Annotated in this window: 26 protein-coding genes and 4 pseudogenes; 18 read left to right on the top strand and 12 right to left on the bottom strand. The window is 69.9% G+C overall.

The window, feature by feature from the left end:
• Window positions 1-96 precede the first annotated feature (96 nt).
• Together OG455_RS37000 and OG455_RS36995 are read left to right on the top strand one after the other, a co-directional pair.
• On the top strand, window positions 97-363 hold the full coding sequence (locus OG455_RS37000; RefSeq protein WP_266301144.1) for a hypothetical protein: 267 nt from the start codon (window positions 97-99) through the stop codon (window positions 361-363).
• Window positions 364-489: 126 nt separating this feature from the next.
• A complete protein-coding gene (locus OG455_RS36995; protein WP_266301143.1) occupies window positions 490-645 on the top strand; it encodes a hypothetical protein in 156 nt (51 codons plus the stop codon).
• Window positions 646-1,072: 427 nt separating this feature from the next.
• Here OG455_RS36995 and OG455_RS36990 read toward each other — a convergent pair whose 3' ends face one another.
• Both OG455_RS36990 and OG455_RS36985 read right to left on the bottom strand, forming a co-directional pair.
• On the bottom strand, window positions 1,073-1,396 hold the full coding sequence (locus tag OG455_RS36990; protein WP_266301142.1) for a plasmid stabilization protein: 324 nt from the start codon (window positions 1,394-1,396) through the stop codon (window positions 1,073-1,075).
• Between the two features lie 128 nt (window positions 1,397-1,524).
• Window positions 1,525-1,659: pseudogene (locus OG455_RS36985) on the bottom strand (LLM class F420-dependent oxidoreductase); the annotation flags it as partial.
• 535 nt (window positions 1,660-2,194) lie between these two features.
• Here OG455_RS36985 and OG455_RS36980 point away from each other — a divergent pair.
• From OG455_RS36980 to OG455_RS36940, 10 genes and pseudogenes are all read left to right on the top strand, one after another.
• Window positions 2,195-2,365, top strand: coding sequence for a DUF5670 family protein (locus tag OG455_RS36980; protein ID WP_266301141.1), 171 nt, complete (start codon window positions 2,195-2,197; stop codon window positions 2,363-2,365).
• Window positions 2,366-2,982: 617 nt separating this feature from the next.
• Window positions 2,983-3,540: a hypothetical protein gene (locus tag OG455_RS36975; RefSeq protein ID WP_266301140.1), complete on the top strand. Its 558-nt coding sequence runs from the start codon at window positions 2,983-2,985 to the stop codon at window positions 3,538-3,540.
• An 8-nt stretch (window positions 3,541-3,548) separates the two neighbouring features.
• Window positions 3,549-3,977, top strand: a complete 429-nt coding sequence (locus OG455_RS36970) for an STAS domain-containing protein (RefSeq protein WP_266301139.1) — start codon at window positions 3,549-3,551, stop codon at window positions 3,975-3,977.
• Window positions 3,978-3,987: 10 nt separating this feature from the next.
• A complete protein-coding gene (locus OG455_RS36965) occupies window positions 3,988-4,122 on the top strand; it encodes a hypothetical protein (protein WP_266301138.1) in 135 nt (44 codons plus the stop codon).
• Window positions 4,123-4,330: 208 nt separating this feature from the next.
• Window positions 4,331-4,792 carry a hypothetical protein gene (locus OG455_RS36960; RefSeq protein WP_266301137.1) on the top strand — a complete coding sequence of 154 codons (462 nt, stop codon included), beginning with the start codon at window positions 4,331-4,333 and terminating at the stop codon, window positions 4,790-4,792.
• A gap of 164 nt (window positions 4,793-4,956) precedes the next feature.
• Complete coding sequence (locus tag OG455_RS36955; RefSeq protein WP_266301136.1) at window positions 4,957-5,760, top strand: alpha/beta fold hydrolase; 804 nt, start codon at window positions 4,957-4,959, stop codon at window positions 5,758-5,760.
• Entirely contained in the window at window positions 5,760-7,049 is a 1,290-nt protein-coding gene (locus OG455_RS36950) for a PP2C family protein-serine/threonine phosphatase (protein ID WP_266301135.1), read from the top strand. Before OG455_RS36955 ends, OG455_RS36950 begins: the two co-directional genes overlap by 1 nt.
• Entirely contained in the window at window positions 7,046-7,423 is a 378-nt protein-coding gene (locus OG455_RS36945) for an STAS domain-containing protein (RefSeq protein WP_266301134.1), read from the top strand. The genes OG455_RS36950 and OG455_RS36945 overlap by 4 nt, the downstream gene beginning before the upstream one ends.
• A gap of 103 nt (window positions 7,424-7,526) precedes the next feature.
• Window positions 7,527-7,631: pseudogene (locus OG455_RS42300) on the top strand (hypothetical protein); the annotation flags it as partial.
• Window positions 7,632-8,041: 410 nt separating this feature from the next.
• Window positions 8,042-8,188: pseudogene (locus OG455_RS36940) on the top strand (ATP-binding protein); the annotation flags it as partial.
• Between the two features lie 70 nt (window positions 8,189-8,258).
• Here OG455_RS36940 and OG455_RS42295 read toward each other — a convergent pair.
• From OG455_RS42295 to OG455_RS36925, 4 genes and pseudogenes are all read right to left on the bottom strand, one after another.
• Window positions 8,259-8,363 (bottom strand): annotated as a pseudogene (locus OG455_RS42295) (DUF5959 family protein); the annotation flags it as partial.
• 47 nt (window positions 8,364-8,410) lie between these two features.
• Window positions 8,411-9,415, bottom strand: a complete 1,005-nt coding sequence (locus OG455_RS36935; RefSeq protein WP_266288800.1) for an IS3 family transposase — start codon at window positions 9,413-9,415, stop codon at window positions 8,411-8,413.
• 20 nt (window positions 9,416-9,435) lie between these two features.
• Entirely contained in the window at window positions 9,436-9,819 is a 384-nt protein-coding gene (locus OG455_RS36930; protein ID WP_266288802.1) for a hypothetical protein, read from the bottom strand.
• A 28-nt stretch (window positions 9,820-9,847) separates the two neighbouring features.
• Window positions 9,848-10,204 (bottom strand): DUF5959 family protein, encoded by a 357-nt coding sequence (locus OG455_RS36925; RefSeq protein WP_266301133.1) that lies wholly within the window; start codon window positions 10,202-10,204, stop codon window positions 9,848-9,850.
• Between the two features lie 228 nt (window positions 10,205-10,432).
• Between OG455_RS36925 and OG455_RS36920 the strand changes: the two genes are divergently transcribed.
• The gene (locus OG455_RS36920; protein ID WP_266301132.1) at window positions 10,433-11,773 is read left to right on the top strand and encodes an IS21 family transposase; all 1,341 of its coding nucleotides are present in this window, start codon (window positions 10,433-10,435) and stop codon (window positions 11,771-11,773) included.
• On the top strand, window positions 11,770-12,489 hold the full coding sequence (locus OG455_RS36915; RefSeq protein ID WP_266301131.1) for an ATP-binding protein: 720 nt from the start codon (window positions 11,770-11,772) through the stop codon (window positions 12,487-12,489). The genes OG455_RS36920 and OG455_RS36915 overlap by 4 nt, the downstream gene beginning before the upstream one ends.
• Here the strand turns inward: OG455_RS36915 and OG455_RS36910 are convergent, their stop codons facing one another.
• From OG455_RS36910 to OG455_RS36895, 4 genes are all read right to left on the bottom strand, one after another.
• A complete protein-coding gene (locus tag OG455_RS36910) occupies window positions 12,490-12,768 on the bottom strand; it encodes a hypothetical protein (protein ID WP_266301130.1) in 279 nt (92 codons plus the stop codon).
• Window positions 12,769-12,940: 172 nt separating this feature from the next.
• Window positions 12,941-14,173: an integrase gene (locus OG455_RS36905; protein WP_266301129.1), complete on the bottom strand. Its 1,233-nt coding sequence runs from the start codon at window positions 14,171-14,173 to the stop codon at window positions 12,941-12,943.
• 412 nt (window positions 14,174-14,585) lie between these two features.
• Window positions 14,586-14,900 carry a helix-turn-helix transcriptional regulator gene (locus tag OG455_RS36900; RefSeq protein ID WP_266301128.1) on the bottom strand — a complete coding sequence of 105 codons (315 nt, stop codon included), beginning with the start codon at window positions 14,898-14,900 and terminating at the stop codon, window positions 14,586-14,588.
• Entirely contained in the window at window positions 14,897-15,961 is a 1,065-nt protein-coding gene (locus OG455_RS36895; RefSeq protein WP_266301127.1) for a tyrosine-type recombinase/integrase, read from the bottom strand. The genes OG455_RS36900 and OG455_RS36895 overlap by 4 nt, the downstream gene beginning before the upstream one ends.
• A gap of 131 nt (window positions 15,962-16,092) precedes the next feature.
• On the opposite strand from OG455_RS36895, the gene OG455_RS36890 reads away from it, so the two are divergent.
• Window positions 16,093-16,272 carry an ATP-binding protein gene (locus tag OG455_RS36890; protein WP_323185662.1) on the top strand — a complete coding sequence of 60 codons (180 nt, stop codon included), beginning with the start codon at window positions 16,093-16,095 and terminating at the stop codon, window positions 16,270-16,272.
• A complete protein-coding gene (locus OG455_RS36885; RefSeq protein WP_266301126.1) occupies window positions 16,262-16,792 on the top strand; it encodes a hypothetical protein in 531 nt (176 codons plus the stop codon). Before OG455_RS36890 ends, OG455_RS36885 begins: the two co-directional genes overlap by 11 nt.
• A 13-nt stretch (window positions 16,793-16,805) precedes the next feature.
• On the opposite strand, the gene OG455_RS36880 is transcribed toward OG455_RS36885, so the two are convergent.
• Window positions 16,806-17,198 (bottom strand): Imm7 family immunity protein, encoded by a 393-nt coding sequence (locus OG455_RS36880; protein ID WP_266301125.1) that lies wholly within the window; start codon window positions 17,196-17,198, stop codon window positions 16,806-16,808.
• A gap of 343 nt (window positions 17,199-17,541) precedes the next feature.
• On the opposite strand from OG455_RS36880, the gene OG455_RS36875 reads away from it, so the two are divergent.
• Together OG455_RS36875 and OG455_RS36870 are read left to right on the top strand one after the other, a co-directional pair.
• A complete protein-coding gene (locus OG455_RS36875) occupies window positions 17,542-17,844 on the top strand; it encodes a hypothetical protein (protein WP_266301124.1) in 303 nt (100 codons plus the stop codon).
• 175 nt (window positions 17,845-18,019) lie between these two features.
• Window positions 18,020-18,466 (top strand): DUF3592 domain-containing protein, encoded by a 447-nt coding sequence (locus tag OG455_RS36870; RefSeq protein ID WP_266301123.1) that lies wholly within the window; start codon window positions 18,020-18,022, stop codon window positions 18,464-18,466.
• Between the two features lie 980 nt (window positions 18,467-19,446).
• Here the strand turns inward: OG455_RS36870 and OG455_RS36865 are convergent.
• Window positions 19,447-21,777: a tetratricopeptide repeat protein gene (locus OG455_RS36865; RefSeq protein ID WP_266301122.1), complete on the bottom strand. Its 2,331-nt coding sequence runs from the start codon at window positions 21,775-21,777 to the stop codon at window positions 19,447-19,449.
• Between the last annotated feature and the right edge of the window lie 29 nt (window positions 21,778-21,806).

Raw genomic sequence — 21,806 nt, 5'->3', positions numbered from 1 at the left:
TGATGATGAAGGCATTTCCGTGCGGGCGTTGTGCGGCCGCGCCACGGAAGGCCCACCCAGAGTGTGAGTGGCGTCAGCCTCATCGAGCCTCGAACCATGGCAACGATCATCATCCTGTTCGAGCTGGAGCAGGACCAGGCTCTCGGGCCCGATGGCGTCGAGCCGGTGGTCCTCGCGGTGCACGCGGCGGGCGCTGACCCCGACGTGCCCGAAGACCCGCTCCCGCGCACCCTCTGCGGCCTCGACACCGAGCCCATGGAGCACGCCCACTACCGGCCGGCCCGGCCGGCCGAACCCTGGTACCCGCCGCAGCTGGCAGACCGTCGGTGCCAAGAGTGTGAAAGGGCGCTGAGATCGGCCTGACCAAGCGCATTCACAGGCATTTTCGTCCCGGGCAGTCAGCGGCGGCGCCATAGCGGGTCGCGACGAAACGCGGGACGGGACAGCAGCCCCGGCCGGGCTGGACCGGAACGTCGCTCGGCGGCCGGGGTGCTGCCCGGCGGGGTCGAGGAGATCTGGCGGACCGACCACATGCTGCCGCTGTGCGGACCGGAGTTCGACCCGGGCACCCACGACGCGGACACCGGTTACACGGAGCGTTACGGCTCCTACTACGGCCCGTTCTACGGCGGCCCCGCCGTGTGACGAGAACCTGGGGGCATGCGGGCGGGCCGGCACCGCGACTGGTGGCGGCCCGCCCGCATGCCCCCAGCCGAGCTCCTAGGGGTGCCGGGAGAGGAGAGCGTCAGAGGCCGCCGGGCTGAGGCCGCCGGGCTGGGCATCATGACGGCCCCGGTGGGATCAGCCGATGCCGGCGGACCCACCGCGGCGGTGTGCTCGATCTGGAGCAGCGGGCACGGGAGGCGAGACCTCATGGAGGCCTCACCGTCGGTGGTGCTCTGCCAGGCGCAGCACCACCGCCCCCGCGGGAGTTCGGGCATCAGACGGTGCCCCGCGAAGAAGCGGTGAAAGGAAATCGGGGCGACGAGGGTCCCGGTCCTGGTGGCGCCGAGAAGGGCCGTTGCCACGCAGAGCGTTTGCTCCGCGCGTCACTTCTTCGCTGTGCGTCGGGTCAGTGCCCCAGCGCGCTGGAGAGCTGCTTCTTGTTCATCTTGGAGCGGCCCTCGATGTTGCGGTGCTTCGCCTCGTTGTACAGCTGATCGTAGGTGGGTCCGGTGGAACCCGAGTGCGAGTGCTGTCCACCGCGGCGGCTGGAGGACATGTCGTGGGTGGAGGAGCGGCTGGCGGTCCTGGACTCGCCGTGGCGGGCTGGCTCCTTGTTGACGGTCCGGGCGGCGATTTCCTCCGCCCGCTTGGTGCTCTTGCCGGTGTCGAGCTCGCTCTCCTTGATGTGCTCGTACTGGCGCTCGCGCTTGGGACTCGATCCGCGTGGCATTTCCGGCTCCTCACGTACGGGTGGTCGGCTGGAGGAGTACGACCGTCCGGGGCGGAACAGCGCCCTGCGTCCGAGCCGCGGCCGGCCGGCCCCGACCACGGGTGCGCCGACTGGAGGGTGTGCCGGCTTCAGAGCTCCCGCAGGGCGGGCAGCAGGGCCTTCTCGGCCCAGTCGAGGAACGGCCGCTGCGCCTCCCCGCCGATCTGCACCAGGGCGACCTCGGTGAACCCGGCGTCGGTGAAGGCGCGCACCGCGTCCACGAACGTCGACAGTTGGTGTCATCGACGTGGGAGCGGGAACCGTCGTCGTGACGGAGGTCCTGGCCAATGCCGCCGCCGCCCCTGTCCACGCGGTCGAGCCGTCCGCGGCCACGCGCACCGCGCTGCTGGCCCGCCCGGCCTGGCTCGGCGCCGACCTGCGGGCCCGCATCACCGTCCACGAGAGCCGCCGGCTGCCGTCGGCGCGCCTGGGCCCCGACCAGTACAGCGCCCGGCTGACCCGCACTCGCGACCGCGGGGTGATCGCCGTGCGTGTCGACTACCGGGTCGAGCGGGACGGCGCGGTGCTGCCGGGTTCGAATTGGCGAACGCGCCGAGCGGCGACCTGGTGGCCGCCCGGCGGCGGCCCCGGCACGGCCTGGCGTCCGGCACGGCGGCCCGCGGTAAGGCCGCTCGAGAGGGCGAGCCCCCGCGCAGGAGCCTTCGGCGGTCGACGTGGGTGGTCGGTCGAACCGGCTGTGCGGACCGCGCGTATGGGATCGGCGAAGGGGGGTACACGCTGGTCAGGAGGTTGATGACCATGGGTGCTCTGCTGTTGGTTCTGCTGCTGGCCGTGATTCTGGCTGGTGTGGGGTTCGCGATCCACATCCTTTGGTGGGTGGCGATCGTCGTACTGGTGCTGTGGCTGTTGGGCTTCGTGTTCCGCAGCGCCGGGTCCGGCGGTTCGCGTGGCCGCTGGTACCGATGGTGAACCAGCGCGGGAGCGGGCCGAGATGCCGGGAGGCACCCCTGACCGGGTGCCTCCCGGCATCTTGGCCCGCCACGGACACACGGGCTGGATGCATTGCTGGGTGCATCCAGGCAATGCCGCGGGCCAGGCGTGGGGCGCCCACCCGTGCGTACGGCCCGAGTCCTGCGTGCCGCTCTCCCGCAGAAGAGGGCCACTTGCCGCTGCTGTTGCTGTCGGCATGTCGTCGCCGACTCTCTGTGTTCGGCGTCCGCAACGGGGCAGGGTGTCGTCATGTCTGAACGTCGCAACCGCCGCCGCTCACGTGCCGTGCCCTTGGCCTGCTGACGGGCGAACCCGTCAGCGAAGCAGCCTTCCCCGCTGCCCAGCCGGAAGATGTGAGACAACCGGGTTCCAGAGCTACAACTGGGCCGAGGCGGCCGTCTTCAAGGGAACCTCAGTCGCCTGCCCGGGAGTTGGCGGGTGCTTCTCCAAGTTGCTGCTCGGCCACCCGCCAGCGTGCGTTCTTCGCCAGCGGTGACGTGATCGTCTTCACCCGGCACGCGCCCACCTGCCCGATCCGGGCCGCGCGGTGAACGCCGCGCTCACAGGGAACCCGCGGTGGAGAGGCGCCGCACCGGATGAGCGGTGACGAGCCAGCGGGCGTCGTGGTGGGCCTGTACGGCCCGGCCCACGCTCCACAGCGGCTCCTGGCCCAGCTGGAGGACGGTCGCCGCGTGGTCATCGCGGTGCTCGGCCCGGCACAGGCCGAGCAGATCGGCGATGCGACGCGAGGCCTGCTTGCACCCCGCTCACGCAGTGACCGGCGTTACCTCGACGGCTTGCAGGCACGGGTGGGTGCTGACGTAACCGGCGGGCGTTGCCAGCACCTTCGCCACCTGGCCCTCGATCCGCAGACGGAACTCGCCGCTGGCGTCCGTTCACACCGCCCCGTCGCCTGGGGCGAGGCCGTCGGCGAGACGCACGAGGATGACCTTCGAAGGTGTGTGGGTGCCGATCGGGCCGGGCAGGGTCACCGCATGCCGCCGGGTCAGGGCCATCATGGGCAAGCCGCGGACCTGTGGGGGAGCCTGGTGCGGATCGCCGCGACCTGGCCGGACTCGCCGCCCCTTGGGCCCGGGCTGGGCAGTGACTGCACAGCCCGGGCCGTCCGAGGCGGTGCCGGGTCGGCGGTGTGACGCCGGTCATGCCCATGGCGCCGGCCTCGCTGGAGACCACGTCGATCCGGATCGGCGAGATGGTCGTGCGCTCGCTCGCGGGTGATGTGCTGCTGGACAACCTCCCAGAGTCCGAAGCGGCCCTGGACGCCGCCTGCGGCCAGAAGCCCGCTGTGCTGGCTCTGGACCTGGCCCACGTCGGCCTGTTCACCTGCGACGGCCTCAACGTGCTGCTCGACCTGCGCCTTCGCGCTCCCGTGCAGGGTACGCCGCCGGTAGGTGGCCCGAGCCGTACGGTGCGCCGGGTCCTCGAACTGACCGACTCGGCCCCGTTGTTCCCCGTTGTGGCTACCGCTGAGGAGGCCGCGCGATTTGCGAAGTCCGACCCGCCTTCCGTCTTGGAGAGGATGCGCTACTACACCGCGAACGGCACCAAGGAACTGCTACCACCACCGTGAGAGGGCCACTGTGACCGGGCCGGTCGTCCTCCACGACGGACTCCAGCCCGCCCCCGGCCAGGGACGCACACCGCACAGCTCGTTCGCCGAGGCCTATCCGGCCCACATCCGCCGGCTCGTCCTCGACCACTGGGACGGGGACTGAGGAAGCCGGTGGGTCCGGGCCGGGAGCGCGGATGCCACCGCCTCCTCCTCGGCGCGGCGTGGGCTGACCCCGGCTGGATGGCGTGATCAGTGCCCCGTGTCCGGTGAGAGGACTGCCGAATGGACCGCGTCGACCTGCCCGTCCCCATCCGACGACATGCTCGGGGGCCCCTTGTCCAACGCACCGTCAAGCTGCGAGGGTTTTTGTTATGAAGCCAACACGAGGAGTAACCGTCCTGGCCGCTGCCGCACTCGCCACCACGCTGGGCCTGGCGGGCGCCTCTCCCGCCGCCGCAGCGACCACCGGCCGAAGTGTCGCCTGCCACACCGGCACCATTACGTGCGGCAGCGGAACCTTCACGCTGTCCGGAAACCGGAAGCTGACCGACGGCGCCTTGTCGGTGCTGCGGTGGTGCACAACAGGACCGGGCGGATCGAGGATCGCGCTGGAGGTCTTCGAGGCCGACCACCGTGCGGTGTGGGGTAGCTGGCACTCCAACAACCTGGGATGCGGCCGGTACCAGCGGGTCCCCGCCTCCGGCGACACCCTGACGTTCACGGCGGGCTCCGACATCTGCGCGTGGCGGGTGGTCACGTCGGACACCCCCTCGCACGCCCAGACGGTTGACGGCACTTTCCAGTGGAACCCCAGTCACCCGAAGGGTTGCTGACCACCTGTCGGCGGACGGACGAAGACGATGTTCCTGCCGGGGCACCCCTTGAGGATCCTCAAGTGACCCGTCAGCCGCCTGCTCCGTGCCCCCGCGACCGCCGAACTGCCGGCCGGTGGACGGTCTCGCGGAGGGGTGGCTGGGCGAGATGGGAGGATGGAGGCATGGATGTCTTGCGCAGGAACAACGTCATGGTGACCGGTCGGGTGGACGGGCCGGTGGTGCTGCTGGCGCACGGGTTCGGTTGTGACCAGAACATGTGGCGCCTGGTCGTCCCGGCACTGGCGCGGGAGCACCGGGTGGTGCTGTTCGACTATGTGGGCTCCGGCCGCTCGGACGCATCGGCGTGGAGCGAGGGTCGCTACAGCTCGCTGGACGGGTACGCCCGGGATGTGGTGGAGGTGTGCGAGGAGTTGGACCTGCGGGATGTGGCCTTCGTGGGCCATTCGGTCAGTGCCATGGTGGGGGTGCTGGCAGCGGCTGCCGACCCGGAGCGGTTCTCCCGGCTGGTGATGGTGGCCCCCTCTCCCCGGTACATCGACGACGAGGGCTACCGGGGCGGGTTCAGCGCCGAGGACATCGATGAGCTGCTGGAGTCGCTGGAGTCGAACTACCTGGGCTGGTCGGCGGCGATGGCGCCGGTGATCATGGGCAACGAGGACCGGCCGGAACTCGGGGAGGAGCTGACCGCCTCGTTCTGCGCCACCGACCCGGACATGGCGCGGGTCTTCGCCCGCACCACGTTCCTGTCCGACAGCCGTGCGGATCTGAAGGCGGTGACGCATCCGACGCTGGTGCTGGAGTGCACGCAGGACGTGATCGCCCCGCGCGAGGTGGGCGCCTACGTCCACGCCGCGATCCCCGGCAGCCGCCTGGTGACCCTGGACGCCACCGGGCACTGCCCGCAGCTGAGCGCACCCGAAGCCACCGCCGAGGCGATCCTCGCCTTCCTCGGGACGCCCCGGTGATGTGCCGCACCGCCCAGGAGCCTCAGGACCCCGAGGAGGACGAGGACGACGTGGACGCCACCGCCGCGGCGTTCACCGCCCTCCTGGAGGACAGCGCCGAGGAACTCTACGAGCAGGCGCCGTGCGGCTACCTGTCCACGATGATGGACGGCACCATCGCGAAGATCAACACCACGCTTCTCGACTGGCTGGGCCTGAACCGCCGGCAGGTCGTGGGCCGCATGCGCTTCACCGACCTGCTCACCGTCGGCGGCAAGCTCTACCACGAGACCCACTTCGCGCCGCTGTTGCGCATGAGCGGCGAGGTCAACGGGATCGCCCTGGACATCAAGGCGGCCGGCGGCGCGCGGCTGCCGGTGCTGGTCACCTCCAGGCTGAAGACCAGCACCGACGGCGAGCCGGTGCTGATCCGCACCACCGTCTTCGACGCCCGCGACCGCCGCGCCTACGAGGCCGAGCTGCTGCGCGCCCGTAAGGCGGCCGAGGAGGCCCGCCGGCAGGCCGAAGCGGACCGCGAACGCCTGCAGGAAGCACTGGCGGTCCTGCAGCAGAGCCTGCTGCCCTCCGCTCTGCCCCAGGTGCCTGGGCTGGAGGCGGCCTCGCACTACCACACCGCCTCCCCGGACCTGCTGGGCGGAGACTTCTACGACCTGTTCCCCCTGGACGGCACGCGGTGGGCGTTCTTCCTCGGCGACGTGTGCGGAAAGGGCCCCAAGGCCGCCGCGGTGACCTCCCTGACCCGCCACACCCTGCGCGCGGCCGCCCTGCACGACCCCGACCCCGTCACGGTGCTCACCACCCTGAACACCGTGCTGAACCAGCGGTACACCAGCGGCGACACCCGCTACTGCACCGCCGTCTTCGGCATCCTGGAGCCCCGGGGCGAGCAGTGCGCGGTACAGATCGCCGCCGGCGGCCACCCCTCCGCCCTCATCCAGCGCGCCGACGGCACCGCCGAGTTCCTGCCGACCCCGGGCGGCATGCTCATCGGCATCCTGCCCGAGGCCCGCTTCGCCCGCGCCCACACCGTCCTCCACCGGGGGGACACGCTGCTGCTCTACACCGACGGCCTCACCGAGGCCCGGATCGGCCCCAAGCGAGAGCTGTACGGCGAGGACGCCCTGCGCGCCTTCGCCACCGCCCAACCACCCGCCGGCCCCCAGGCCCTGGTCACCGCCCTGACCGGACTCCTCGACGGCTTCGGCGACGGCCTGGACGACGACACCGCCCTGCTCGCCCTCGGCATCCCTGCACCCCTGCCCACCCCTGCGAGTGAAGACCCGACATGAGCCCGCTGACGATCACCGCCCGAGACGCCGCAACCGGTCCCGTACTGGAGATCACCGGCGACCTCGACCACCACACCGCCCCCCAACTGCGCCAGGCCGTCGACGCCCTCACCCTCACCGGGAGCCGGCTGCTGGTCCTGGACCTCGGCGGCCTGGACTTCTGCGACTCCAGCGGCATCACCGCCCTGCTGGCCGCCCGCAACATCGCCGCCGAGCGCGGCGCCGACATCGCCCTGGCCGCGGTCCCCGCCAACCCCGCCCGGATCCTGCGCATCGTCGGCCTGGACCAGGTCTTCACCATCCACCCCGACGCCGACGCCGCCACCGTGGCCAGGGGCGGGACGACAAGCCGGCAGGCGGATTCGGTTCCGTAAGCCCCGAGCCGGGCGCCGCCGGCTGCGAGGTCTTCACCGCCGGCTGACGCATGGCCGGTTGGGCCGGTTGCGCTGTCCGCACCCGCGCCGCGCCGCTTCTCCGATGATCGGTACCGTCGCCCACAACTACGACAACGCCAACCACCTCACCCAACTCACCGAGACCACCGGCGCGAAGACCACCTACGGCTACAACGCCGCCAACCAGCTCACCAGCACAGGCGGTTCCACCACCGGCTGGTCCTACGACGCCGCCGGCAACGGGAGCACCGCCGCCTCGACCCCCGCCCGCACCGCGGAGACCTACACCGACCTGTTCCAGCCCTCCTCCCTCACCACCGGTTCCACCGCGCTGAGCGCCACCTACTCCGGCACCGACGCCAGCGAGCGCACCACCCTCGGCTCGACCACCTTCTCCAACACCGCGATGGGCCTGACGACCACCCAAACTGCCAGCGCCACCGCACGATTCATCCGCGACCCCGAGGGCAGCCTCACTCGTATGACCACCACCGCCGGCACCGACCACTACCTCACCGACGCCCAGGGCACGCGGACCCCTGAAACGGCCAGGTCGCAGGGCACACTCTCCCCGAGGAACAAGTGCCAGCCCCAGTTGGCTGGACCAAGACCTTCACCGACCCCCGCCTCTGCGCGGCCATCGTGGATCGCCTCACCTTCGGCGGCAACATCATCGAGACCAGTACCGACTCCTACCGCCTCGCCACCACCCGCGCCCGTGCGGAACAGCAAGCCGTCGGCTGAGGGCCGTCCTGAGTCCGGTGTTCGGAGAATGTCGCCATCTGGCAGCGTCCTTCGAACACCGCCGGGACAGTCAGCCCGCAAACGCCCGCCGCACGTGATCGAGGCGCGCACGCTGGTCCTCGATCCAGCCGGCCGACGGCGAGAGAGGCACGCTGACCGTCACCTGCGAGGAAGGAGCGTCCTGAAGCGGAAGATTTCAAGTCCAGTGAGACGGTCGTGACGTTATGAGGTTTGTGGTGCGGGTTCCCTGCGCTTGGCGGGGTCGTTGATCCATGCCGTCTTCGGGATCTCGGGTGGTCTGGGACGGCGGCCGAAGCGTTCGGGGTGGCGCGCGTAGGCCTCGGCGAGGGTGACGGACCGCTGGTCGCGGATCTCCTCCGCCGTGCCGAAGTGGACGCTGGCGGGCGTGTGAAGTCCGATACCCGAGTGCCTGTGCTCGTGGTTGTAGTACGAGATGAAGGCGTCGAACCATTCGCGGGCATGGGCCAGGGAGTCGAACCGCTCGGGGTAGTCGGACATGTACTTGGTGGTCTTGAACTGGGCCTCGCTGTAAGGGTTGTCGTTGGAGACCTTCGGACGCGAGTGACTCCGGGTGACGCCGAGGTCGATCAGCAGCTGGGAGACCTTCTTGGAGGTCATCGAGGTGCCCCGGTCGGCGTGCACGGTCTCGGGGACGATGCCGTTGCGCGCGATGGTCTCGCGGATCAACTCCTCCGCCCGCTCGGCTGATTCGGCCAGTTCGACGGTGTGGCCGACGATGTAGCGGCTGAAGATGTCGATGATCACGTAGGCGTGGTACCAGATGCCCTTCCTGGGGCCGGCAGCTTTGGTGATGTCCCAGGTGAACACCTGGGAGGGGCCGTCGGCGACCAGTTCGGGCACCGTCTTGGCCGGGTGGGTGGCCTGGCGGCGGCGCTCACCGGACTGCCCCCGCTCACGCAGGATCCGGTACATCGTGGAGACCGAGCAGTGGTAGCGCCCGGTGTCCAGCTCACGGGCCCAGATCTGCGCGGGCGCCAGTTCGGCGTACTCGGGGCTGTTCATCAACTCCAGTACCGCAGTGCGCTCTTCGGCTGTCAGGGCCGATGGCTGGACCTGGGGCGACCTGGGCTTGCGTGCGGGCGTCGGCTGAAGCCTGCGGTAGTGGGTGGCCCGGGAGCGGCCGGTCAGCCGGCATGCGGCCGTGGTGCCGAGCTCGTGTTCGACGGCGGTGAACGCCTCGTCCACGACGGGGTCCGCGGCGTGCTTCAGTCCGCGCTCTCGGAGATCATTTCCAAGAGCGCCGACGCTTTTCCCAGGACCTCCAACGCTGCCTTGTTCCGGGCGAGCTCCCTCTCCAGCCGTTCCACCTGCCGGCGCAGCTTCTCGTTCTCGACCTCGGTGGCGGACTTCTTCGGGCGGGCCGGGCTGGTGCGGTGGTCGACCAGGTTCTCCAGGGCCCCGGCATCGCGCGCGGCCCGCCACTCGGTGACGTGCGAGTGGTACAGGCGCTCGCGGCGCAGAACCGCACCCTTCTCGTTCTTGGGCGCGGCGTCGTACTCGGCGACGATCCGCAGCTTGTACTCGGGACTGAACGTGCGGCGCTTCGGCCTGGGAGCCGGGTCGGCAGCGGACGGATTGGTGCTGGTCATCAGGGATGGAACTCCTACTCGGGCCCTCTCAGGCTAACCCGACAAAGCGGGACGTCTCACCCAAGGCTGACAGAGAGGGAAGTGACACTCCGATCACTCCAGGCGCCAGCGGCTTGATCCCGAGCTGGACCGTCCGGCCGGAGTTGAGCCACGAGACGAACCGGTTGCCGGCGAGCCTGTCGAGGGCTTCCTCCCACTTGTCCAGGTCATCGGACGTGATGCCGACGGGGAAGCTGCCGTTGATGGTCCCGGTCGACACGATGAACTCGCAGTCGAGGAAGTCGCTGCCCGGGGCCGGCCGCTCCAGCACGCGGAGAGAGACGGCGTGACCGCTCGTCCCCGGCGGATCGGCTAGGTGGATCAGATCGCCCAGCTCGTCTTCCATGACAGCCCCTCTCCATTGACGTCGAACAGGGGCATCATTCCGGGATGATGACGCTCTCTGAAATTCCCCAGGCGGTGCTCAAGTAGTGGCCAAACCTGCTCAGTTGATCTCCCCACCCTTTGGGTGATTTCTTCCGGCGTGTCTGGGTGGGGTGGTGTCCACTGGAAAACCTGCGTGTGCGATCGGATTGGCCTGTTCGGAGGCCGGATGCTCACCAGGGAGGAAGACGTGGATGCTCACGCTCTGCGTCGGCAGGGATGGTCGATCTCGGCGATCGCGCGGCACCTGGGCCGGGACCGCAAGACGATCAGGGCCCACCTCAACGGCGAGCGGGTCGCGGCTGTCCGCAGCCCCGCACTCGACGGCTTCCTGCCGTTCCTGGCCTATTGCCGGCAGCGACTGACCGATGACCCGCACCTGTGGGCGGCCACGTTGTTCGACGAGATCATCGGGCTCGGGTATCAGGGCGGCTATTCGACGTTCACGCGGGCCCTGCGCAAGCACCGGGTGAGGCCGCACTGCGAACCGTGCGACCGCACCACCGGCAGGGACCGGGCGATCATTGAGCATCCGGCGGGCGAGGAGATCCAGTTCGATTGGGTGGAGCTGCCCGATCCGCCGGACGGGTGGAACTGCGGCAGCCACGCCCATCTGCTGGTCGGCGCGCTGGCCCACTCGGGTCGCTGGCGTGGAGTGCTCGCCGAGAGCGAGCAGTTTCCCCATCTCGTCGAGGCCATCGAGCAGGTGATGCGGCGTCTGGGCGGCACCGCTCGGCGCTGGCGGTTCGACCGGATGTCCACGGTCTGCCACCCGCCCACCGGCAAGGTGACCCCGGGCTTCGCCGGGGTGGCCAAGTACTACGGCGTCGGGGTGGATATCTGCCCGCCGCGCAGGGGCAACCGCAAAGGCGTCGTCGAGAAGGCCAACCACACGGCGGCGCAACGCTGGTGGCGCACGGTGCCGGACGGCATCAGCATCGAGGCGGCCCAGAGCGGAATCGACAAGCTCGCCGTCCGGATGGACGGCCGGCGCCGCATGGTCGCGGGCCTTCGCTGCACCGTCGGCGAGCTCGCCGACGCGGAGCCGCTGCTGGCACTTCCCGCCCTGGCCTATCCCGCCCAGGCGTCCGCCGAGCGGACCGTCACCGCGCAGGCCCTGGTGCCCTTCCGCGGCAACTTCTACTCGGTGCCGCCCGGCCTGTCCGGGGCGGTGGTCTCGGTGCGCTGGCGACTGGACGAGCCGTTCATCTCCATCGCCACCGTCGGCGGCGCGGTCATCGCCCGCCACGAGCTGGCACCGCGCGGCACTGGGCAGACCGTGCGCGACCACGGCCACGTCGTCGCCCTGGAGCGCGCGGTGCTCAGGGCCTTCACCGACGCCCCGCCCTGCCGCAGCAAGGTCCGCAAGCCGCCTTCCGAGCAGGCGCGGGCCGAAGCCGACGCCCTGCGAGGAAGGTCCACCTCGGCCGACCCCGCCGCCCGGGTCGTCATCGACCTGTCCACCTATGCCGACGTGGCCGCCCGGCTGCGAACGGCACCCGGCAACGACGAGAAGGAGTCGAAGAGTTGAGTGATCCGGTCCAGATGAGCGACGCCCGCCGCTACCAGCAGCTGCGGGCCCACCTGTCCTACCTGAAGCTGAACGACGCGGTCGAGGCCCTGCCCAGGGTCCTGGACCAGGCCCGCGCCGAGCGCATGTCGCTGACCACCGCGATGGAGCGGCTGCTGGAGATCGAGGTCGATGCGACCGAGGCCCGCAAACTGGTCTCCCGCATGCGGTTCGCCTGCCTGCCCGAACCCTGGACACTCAACGACTTCGACTTCGCCGCCCAACCCGGCGTCGACGAGAAGCTGATCCGGGACCTGGCCACCCTGCGATTCCTCGACAACGCCTCCAACGTCCTGTTCGTCGGACCGCCGGGCGTGGGCAAGACCATGCTGGCCGTCGCCCTGGCCAGAGCCGGCGTCGACTCGGGCCACCGCGTCTACTTCACCACCGCCGCCGAGCTCGCTGCCAAGTGCCACAAAGCCGCACTGGAGGGCCGCTGGGCAACTTGCATGCGATTCTTCGCAGGCCCCAAGCTCCTCGTGATCGACGAACTGGGCTACCTGCCACTGCCCGGCGACGGCGCCTCCGCCCTGTTCCAGGTGATCAACCAGCGGTATCTCAAGTCCAGCACGATCTTGACCACGAACGTCGGCATCGCCAAAGCGCACATGTTCCGGCGAACCCGTGCGAGGTGCCGCCGAATGTCAACGAGTTCGGCTCGAAAACTCGTCGCGTGATCAGTCGTCTGTGAAGGAGAGGCAGACTGCGGTGGACTCGAGTACCACCTGGTCTTGGGTGAAGCAGTCGGCCTGCTTGGTAGCCACCTCGGCACCGCAGCTCCCGCAGACGACATTGGGTCCGTTGGTGCCGCTGGGTCCCTGGCAGCAGGCGCTCAATCGGTCCCAACCAGAGTGCAATTCGGTGCCGACGACGTCGTCGGGATGAACCACAAAGCCGGGGATGTCGATGGTGAACTCGCTCAGCCGGAAGTTCGGGGCATAGGTGCCGCGCGGCATCCGGGGCGGCCTTGTCCGGATGCCGGGAGTCTCTGAGGGTGGGACTGGCAACGGAACTTTGATCTTGGTGACCGGTGTGGTGAGCGGGCATCGGCAACGGTCACACAAGAAGCGCGGCATGTTGCTGATTCTGCAGGTCCCAGATCAGCTCTGAACAGCGATTTTGAAGCGGTCACGGCTCCACCAGGCGGATGGCATCGACGTGGTCGGCGAGGTAGATCATGACGCCTTCAGGGTCCATGCCGAGGGCTGCGGCGACGAGCTTGGGATCGAGGGCGTTTACCAGGTCCGCCAGACGGGTGCTCCGCAGGGTCCGCGGTGGGACGCCGCAGGAGTCCAGGAGGTGGCTGACATAGGCGGTTGAGGCCGGTGCCCGACCGGTCTTGGTGATCCGGGTGACGATCACATGAGGGTTGTCGGTGCGCTGGTCCGCGCGGTGGGCCAGGCAGCGTTGGAGCACCGACCAGCTGGCCGGGTCCATGGGCACCGGATGCGGCCGTTTGCCCAGGCGGATGGTGCGGCTGGTGGGGTCGAGGTCGTCCACGCGCAGGAGCCGAACCTCACTGCTGGAGGCCGCGTGGAGGAGGGCCAGGATTCCGAGCAGTGCCTCGTGCGGGTGCGCGTCGGTGCCGGTGGTCCAGCGGCGGAACAGCTGGCGCTGCCGGTCGACGGCGACGGTGGTGCCGCTGAACCCTGACGGGCCTTTGGCCTTCACTCCCCGGGTGGGGTCGATGAGCACGACCTTGCGGGAGCGGGCGAAGCGAAAGTACTGCCGCAGCACGGTCAGTCGGCGTTGCCGGGCCTTGGGCATGGTCGCCAGGAAAGCCTCGACGTCGTGGACGTCGGCCAGGGCCCAGTCCTGCTTGTTGCGCGTGCCGGTCAGGAAGCGGGCGAGGTCGCGGACGATGGCCAGGGCGGCCTCGATGGTGTTGTCGGTGCGAGGCAGGGTGCCGGCCTTCAGGGCGCGCTCGCGTGCTCGCAGCATGGACTCGGCGAACGCCTGGACCTGTGGTCGCAGCGGAAGTGGGGTGGCGTCGATGCGGCGTCGTCGGCGTCCGGCGGCGAGCCGTTGCGCCTGGTCGGTGGGAAGGGCGAGGCCGCGCTGGGTGAAGAAGCCTTCGAGCGCGCGGGCGAGGGAGCCCATCGACCGGCCGGGGCGGCGGGCGCGGTCCAGCAGGGCCTGGGGATGGTTGGGCTGTTCGTCCTCCAGGAGCCTGCCCAGAGTGCTGATCATGGTGCAGGCGCGACTCGCGCAGTGCCGGTCGGCGAGATGGCCGGCGAAGTCACCCAGCCAGGGCACGGGCTCGGCGAGCCGTGCGGCCAGATTCTCGGCGGCGATGAAGGGTCGGTCGGGGTGCTTCTGCCAGCAGGCCGAACAGAGTCCGAGCCCGGCATGGCGCCGCACCTGGCCGCAGTCGGCGCACTGCCGCGGAGGCTGCTTGGTCTGCCGCTGGCGCGAGCAGTGGCCGCACCATCCGGTGCCGTCCTGCAGAAAGCCGGGCCGCTGGCAGCGTGGGCAGAGCCGCTTTGCGGCCTGCCGGTCGGCCTCGCGTCGGCAGATCCCGCAGTGGCTGGCGATCGGTGAGCGGACCGGGCGTCCGCAGCCTGCGCAGGTCCGTGAGCAGGTGATGCACCGTCCGGTGTCGGCCTGCAGGACGCGTGACCTCCCGCAGGCAGGGCAGGACGCGCGGGCGGCTTCCTCTTTCATCCGGGCCGTGCAGCGGCAGCAGTGCCGCCGGTCGATGAAGCCGACCGGCGCCCCGCAACCGACGCAGTCCCGTTGCCTCTTGCCCATGCTTCGCCCGCACCTCCTTCGGTCAGATCGGCGGCATCGACCGGCCCCGGGCCGAGGCGACCCGGGGCAAATCTGCTGCCGGTCGAGGAGGAGCCGCAGGGCGTTCGACGGGGGTGGTGTCGACCTCGATCAGGTCGTTGGGGGTGCACTCCAGTGCGGTGCACAACGCTGCGAGCGTGGACATCTTCACCTGCGAGGGTTCCTTGGTGAACAGGGCCGACACCGAGGCGGAGGACAGTTCCAGGCCCGCTTTCTCGGCCAGGAGCCGCCGCAACTGGGCGCCGGTCCAGACCTCGCGCTGGGCGGCGGCCATCCGCAGCTTCCACTTGATGTTCACGGCGTGGGTTCCTCTCCGGTGAGCTCGCCGAGCGTGCTGGTCACGGCCCGTCGATAAGCGTCCTCGATGAACGTGGCCGAGGGCCGGACGTATCTCATGGTCGAACTGACTGTCCAATGGCCAAGTAGCTGCTGGATGGCCACCAGATCCACTCCGCGCTCGTAGTTGTGGGTCGCACAGGCCCTCCGCAGGGCATGCGGGCTGAACCGGTCGGCGGCCGGACGGCCCTCCAGCTCCATCAGATAGCGCAGGCGGTTGCGGACGGTGCCTTGGTGCAGGTGGCCGCCCGACTCGTCGGCGAACAGCGCGGGCGAGTCGGGGAACTTGCCGCGCACGTCGTCGAGGAACCAGCGCAGGACCAGGTCCAGTTGGTCGAGCATGGGCACCCAGCGCGGACGGGGCCCGGAGGTGTGGGCGCCCTTGCCGAAACGCACGTGCAGCTTGCCGAACGGTCCGCGGCCGAAGTGCACGTCGGGGCGGTCCAGGAGCGAGGCCTCCTCCGAGCGCAGGCCGGCGTGATACAGCGTCCGGAAGAGCGCGTAGTCGCGGGCGGCGGGCGCGTACTTGCGGGCGGTGGCGATCCGGGCTTTCAGGAAGTCGAAGAACTCCTCGACCCGCTCGGGGGTCGGCGGCGGCAACAAAGCCGGGGAGTCGTCGCCGACATGCCGCGAGGCGTTGAACTCGTCCACCGGGCAGACCAGTCGGACCCCGAACGCGGCCTCGATCTCGACGGCCTTACGGGCCTGCAGGAACCGGTGGAACCCCTTGAAGATCTGGACGTATCCGCGGCGGGTGGACGGCGCTCGCCCCTCCACCGCCAGGCCGCCGACCACGCGGTCGATGTCCTCGGGCGTGACATCCCACGCCGGCCGCCCCAGGGCCTTCAACGTCCGCTCCAACAGGCCGATGTCATTGTCGACCGTTACCGGGCTGAACCCTCGGGCCCGCCAGGAGGCCACGAACGCCTCCACACACAGCGCCTGGAACTCCCACGGATCCCAGGCAACGGGCACCTCGGGCACCGTCCGGCCCTCGATCACCCGCAGACGCGACTCCACCATCCGGCACACCTTCCTCGCACCTGACGAATGAAGGTAGCGCCTACAAAACCCTGCTGTCAGCAAGACAATCAAAGAGACACTCGGACCCCTGAAACGCCCAGGTCGCAGGGCACACTCTCCCCGAGGAACAAGTGCCAGCCCCAGTTGACTGGGCCGGCGCCTTCGGTGACGCCACCGTCGCAGCCGCCATGCTCGACCGCCTGCTTCACAAGGCCGCCGTGGTCGGCATCGACGGCCCGTCCTACCGGATGCGCTCCCACCAGAGCCACGCCGAGACCCTCCGCAAGGGAGTGAACTCCCGTGTCTCCTGACGCCGAGCGCCCCGCCGAAGCCAGTCGCCTGCCCGTCTACTGCCCCCAGTGCAACGGAGAGTTCACCGCACTCCCGGGAAGCCGGCAGGTCTACTGCTCGCCACGGTGCTACGAACTCTCCCGCCGACCCGCACCCCCGCCGCCCGTGGTCAAGAACTGCCCCCACTGCGGCGTCGAGTTCACCCACCAGGCCAGAGTCCGCCAGGTCTACTGCTCGACGATCTGCCGCCGCGACGCCGAGAAACTCCGCGACCGGGAACGCGACGAACAACGCGCACTCCGCCTCGGCGACCCCCTGCCCCACCGGCCACCGGCCCGCGCAGGCTCGGCACCGGCGATTCCTGTCCTGCCCCCGTCCCCACGGTCGCGAACCACCGACGCGCTCGCGCCCACCGCGGTCCGCAACTGCCCGCACTGCGACCAGCCGATCACCATCGTCGCCCTGCTGGCCACCCCCGAAGCCGCCCGCCCGACCATCCCGCAACCGAGCACCGACGTCGTCCCCCTGCGGCGAATCTGAGCCCCTCGGGCCCCTATCCCTCGAACAGATCTTCCAGCACAGGGATACAGGGCGACAGCAGCGGCTCCGAGTGCTCGGTCACCCGCCCGCGAACCATCCTGATGACGAGGACCTCGTTCTCCCGAGCGGGGTCCTCGTCGTCGCGCACATGCAGCAGGCCATACGAACCCGGCGCCCACTCGCCTACCTCACCGAAGAACCGCACGATCTCCGCGTCCCGGTGGTTGGGGAAGCCTCCGAAGTGGACGAACGCCTGTCCGTTCATCCATCGCAGGTCCAGCAGATACGGGCTGTCGATCTCCCGAATGCGCCGCTCGATGCCCTCGACGATCTCTCGCAGGCGGCCGTCGTCATCGTCGGCGCTGGCGCTCTCCAGAACGTTGATCCAGCCGTGGTATTCGAACATGGCCGCAGCCTACTGACCCGCTCACCAGCCGCCCATCCCATTCCCGCTCACCTGATTCTCCACATCGTTCAACCTGCTACAGAGTGAGGAGTTGGAGCGACACTGGCCGTTTTCAGGGAGCCCTATCAGAATGAGACCACCGACACGCACGGACACCGCCGTCGGTGCTGTCAGTTCTCACCGACATTTCGCAGCCTGCAGATCAGCATCTGCTGCCCAAACTCGTCGACAAGTGCTGTCCGTTGTCACCTACGTAGCCACCTGAGCTTCGACCTGGCTCGCTGACGATCCGCCGGCCCATATACCCGGCGTCGGCGGCCGCGAGTGTGGCAGCATCACCGCCATGTCTCTGCTGACCTGGAACCACGACGGGGATCTGTACTGCGTTCTCACTACCGAGACCGGTACCAGCGAGGGCCGGACCACCCATTTCGAGCTCAGCGAGGCCCGCATCGTCGCGAGCGGGCCCCCTTCGGTGCCTGCCTCACCCGCTCCCGGGCCGACAGCCGTGACGGTGGTCGTCTACGCCCCCGACGAGGAGAAGCCCGCAGAGGTCTACTTTGACGGGACGCAGACGCTGCCGTTCGCCGTGCTGCAGCACTTCGTGGCAACTGTCGCTGCACGGCTACCAAGCACCGGTTCGTAGAGAGCCGAGGCTCCGGAGGCACCACTGCGCCGATGCAGCCTCCGCGGGGACCCCAGCCCCAGGGCCCTGCTGGCAGTGTCCATGGCATGGCCTGGCCCTACCGACTGGTCGGGCACCATTTTCGCCGGGAGCAGGGGGATTGTCCCGGTAACGCTCCGAGTCGATACTTGAACTCATGGCGACGACGGCCGGGATCATAATCCTCTGTTTGCTCCTGCTTCTCTTCTCGTTCCTATCACTGGGCTCTGGCGCGGTGGAAGCCGAGGAAGCAAGGAAGCAGCGGCTCACCTGGAAGAGCGCCCCGGGAGTGGTGAAGCACAGCAAGTTGCACGTGCAGAAGGGCAGTGCCCTGCCCTTCTATCCCACAACGGACCGCAAGACATACACCAATAGCATCGAGTTCACCGCAGAGGGCGGCCAGACGTTCACCGTGGATCTCGGTGGCAAGGCGCTGGCGACTAATCAACCCATCGCTGTCCACTACGACCCCAGCAACCCCGAGGGCACCGCCACCCTCGCCTCTCCAACGCGAAAGCAAGCCACCGGGATCGGTCTGCAGGTGTTCAGCGTGGTCCTCCTGCTCGCCACCGGTGCAATCGTCTACGCGTACTTCTTCGCATAGGCGCATCGGCCTGCTCCAGGTCGCCGCTAACCCGGGCCGGACGCTCGGTGTCGACCTGCGCGCCACGGCCGGACCGCGGTAGAGAGCCGCGCGCGTGGGCCCGCCGTCGGGTCGGTTCTGGCGACGGGGTGAGGGCGGCTCGACCGGGCACACGCCGGGGATCGAGAGCATGGCCCCGACGACCTGGATCACCGCGACGCGCACCGGAGACGACGTCACCCGCAAGCAGGGCCTGGACGACCTGGCAGCCGGCACCTGGACCCTTGGCCGCTACCGCTGGACCGGCACCGCACTGCTCTCGTACTTCCTGGCCGGCGAGTGGTTCTCCGTGCACTGCTTCCAGGACGCCGCCACCGGCGACCCGCTGCGCTGGTACGTCAACTTCGAGCACCCCTACCGGCACCGCCCCGGCCTCGGCGTCGACGACATCCACGACGAAGAGCCAGCTGAATTTGCCCCGCGAGGCGAAACCGGCCCGCCCGACCACGGCCGGCTCCGGCCGGGATCCGCCCCGCAGGGCGAAACCACGCCACGCACCGGTGGCCAGGCCGATCCGCCGGCCGCCCCGGTGTGGCCTACGACGGTGACCAACTGCTGCACCCGCCGCTGCACCCGGGCCTGCGGGGGCTGGGCGACCACGACCTGGTCCGCGACGCCGCGGTGCTGCTCGGGCCGGGCTGGGACCTGGCCGGCTGGAGCCGACACCCGGCGTGGTCGACGGCCGCCACCGTGGCTGCTCGCTCGGCTGGGTCGAGCACGGCCTGGGCGGCACCGACGGCTGGGCCCCGCTCGTCGACGGCGGCTTCCTCGAGGATGTCGACAGGCCCGAGTGCCCGCTGCTCTGCAGCACCGTCGACCATACTGCCCTGCTCGTGCGCCGCGCCCTGGACCAGGGCCCGATCGAAGGCGCCGCACTGCCGCCGACCCGCCCGCCGTCCTCGTCGGGCGTGGTCGGGTCCGGGCCCCCTGTGAATCCGGATTCAGGGGTCGTCGATGCCGAGGAGCCGTTGGCGCACCGCGGTCGCCCTCTCGTGTCCGAGGTCCTCGAACAGGGCCAGCGCCTCCGTCCAGGCGTCGCGCGCCTGCTCCTTCTCCCCGACTGCCAGCAGAGCGTCCCCCAAGCTGTGGGCCGCCTCGGCGAGGAGATACCTGTCGCCGACGACACGTGCGAGCTCGGCCGTCTCGCGGTAGCCCTGGACCGCTCGTTCGGCTTCGCCTCGTGCTAGGAAAACCGATGCCAAGCTGCCGAGCCGTTCGACCTGTCCCCGCCGGTCGCCGACCTTGGTGCTGTCGGCCCTGGCGGCGGCGTTGACGGTCCGGCTGTCCTCCAACGACAGCAGATAGTAGTGCTCGGCCCGATCGAGGTCGCCCAACTCCTGGTAGACGTTGCCAAGCTTCGCACGGGCCACCCCGCGGCCTCCGATCGCGCCCGACTTCTCGAAGACCTCCAAGGACTCCAGGAACGTCGCCATGGCCTGCTGGTAGTCCTTGCGGGCTTCGTGCACGAGCCCGAGGTTGAGCAGCAGCGGACCCATCCGCACCCAGTCCCCGAGCTCCCGCAGGATCGCCTGGGCCGTGCGGAGGTGGCGCTCGGCGTCGTCGGGGCGCCCAGCGTTGTAGCAGGCCAGGCCGAGGCCACCGGTCACGCGGGCCTCCACGGCACGGTCGCCCAGCGCCCGGGCGGCGTCCACGGCAAGCTCGTGCGCAGTGACGGAGTCGGCAAGTCGGTAGCGCAGCCCGGCGGCGAACTTCTGTGCGACGCCCAGCTGCCACACGATCTCGTGCAGCCCCAGGTCCCGCAGCGCGTGCTGAACCGCGATCAGGTTCTCCCACTCCCGGCCGAACCACGCCAGAGCCTCGTCATAAGAGTCGAAGGTCGTCGGCGCGTGCTCGGCAAGCCGCGTGGGAGCCGGGAGGTCCGGCGTGTCGATGGCCTTCGCCGCGTTGTAGGCCGAGTGCAGGAACCACCAGCCGAGGCGTTCCACCGCCGCGTCGCCTTCGGCGTTGTTCTCCGGACCCGAGGCCTGCGCGGCGAAGCTGCGCAGCAGGTCGTGCAGTTCGTATCGTCCGGGCGTCCGCTGTTGGAGCAGGTACTCGTCCTGGAGCAGCTCCAGAAGCATCTCCGTGTCTCGGGCCGCGAGATCCGCCATGGCCGCGACCGCCAGGAGGGTGTAGTCAACCCCGGGATGCCTGCCCAGCAGACGGAACACACGCTGCGCCTTCGCAGGCAGGCCTCGGTAGGACACCCCGAACACCCGCCTGAGCGATCGGCTCCCCAACTCGCTCGCGTCCACGACGTGTCCGCGCAGCCGGTCGGCCAGGTGTGCCAGGCCCCACGCGGGCCGGGAGCGGAGCCGCCCTCCGGCCAGGGCCACGGCCAGAGGCAGGCATCCGCACAGCTCCACGATCTCCGCGGTGGCCTCCGGCTCGGCCGCGACCCGCTCGACTCCGACGATCCGCGCCAGCAGCGCCGTCGCCTCGTCGTGGGTGAACACGTCCAGCGGCACCAGGGCCGCGCCGTCGAGCGCGGCCAGGCTGCGCCGGCTGGTGATCAGGACTAAGCAGGTCGGGCCGGCGGGGATGAGGTCGCGGACCTGCCTTTCGTCGACCGCGTCGTCCAGCAGGACCAGGGCCTGCCGGCCGGCCATCCGGTCGCGGTACATCGCCGCGCGTTCGTCGACGCCGTCCGGCACTTTTTGCGCCGGGACGCCCAACTGCCGCAGGAAGGCAGCCAGTGCGTCGGCGGGGTCCACCGGCGCGTGCTCCTCGTCGAACCCGCGCAGGTTCACGTACAACTGGGTCTCAGCGAACCGTCCGGAGGCGACGAGTCGGTGAGCGACGTGGACGGCTAGCGCAGTCTTGCCCACCCCGCCCATCCCCTCGATCGCCGAGATCACCACCGTGGACACCGGGCCTGACGAGGTGTTGACCGCGTCCAACAGCGTGCGCAGCTCGTGATCACGCCCTGTGAAGGTCGCCAGGTTCGCAGGCAGCTGCCGGAACACCCCCGCTGGGCCGCCCACCTTGGCCAGCCCGTGCACTTTGATACAGGCCTCGCGCCAGCGATCGACCGTCGGCTCGTCAGTCCCCAGCGCTCGGACAACGGCCACGACGAGGTCCAGATCCAAGCGCCGCCGACCGGCCTTGAACGTGTCCACGACGGTGCTCAGCGGGATCTCGCGCGCGGGCCGCACCAGCGACCCGACCCGTTTCGCCAACACCCGGTACGAGGGCATCCCCGCCCAGGTGCGCAAGTCGCCCAGCAGACCGATGAACTCAGCCAGATCCCCGGCCCCGTCCGGATCCGGCATACCGCCCCGCAGCCCACCCACGATGCCCC

The organism is Kitasatospora sp. NBC_01287, from assembly GCF_026340565.1.
In the GTDB taxonomy this organism is placed as follows: domain Bacteria; phylum Actinomycetota; class Actinomycetes; order Streptomycetales; family Streptomycetaceae; genus Kitasatospora.
Note: the sequence above shows the minus strand (reverse complement) of the source record. Positions and strands in the feature narration are given on the sequence as shown.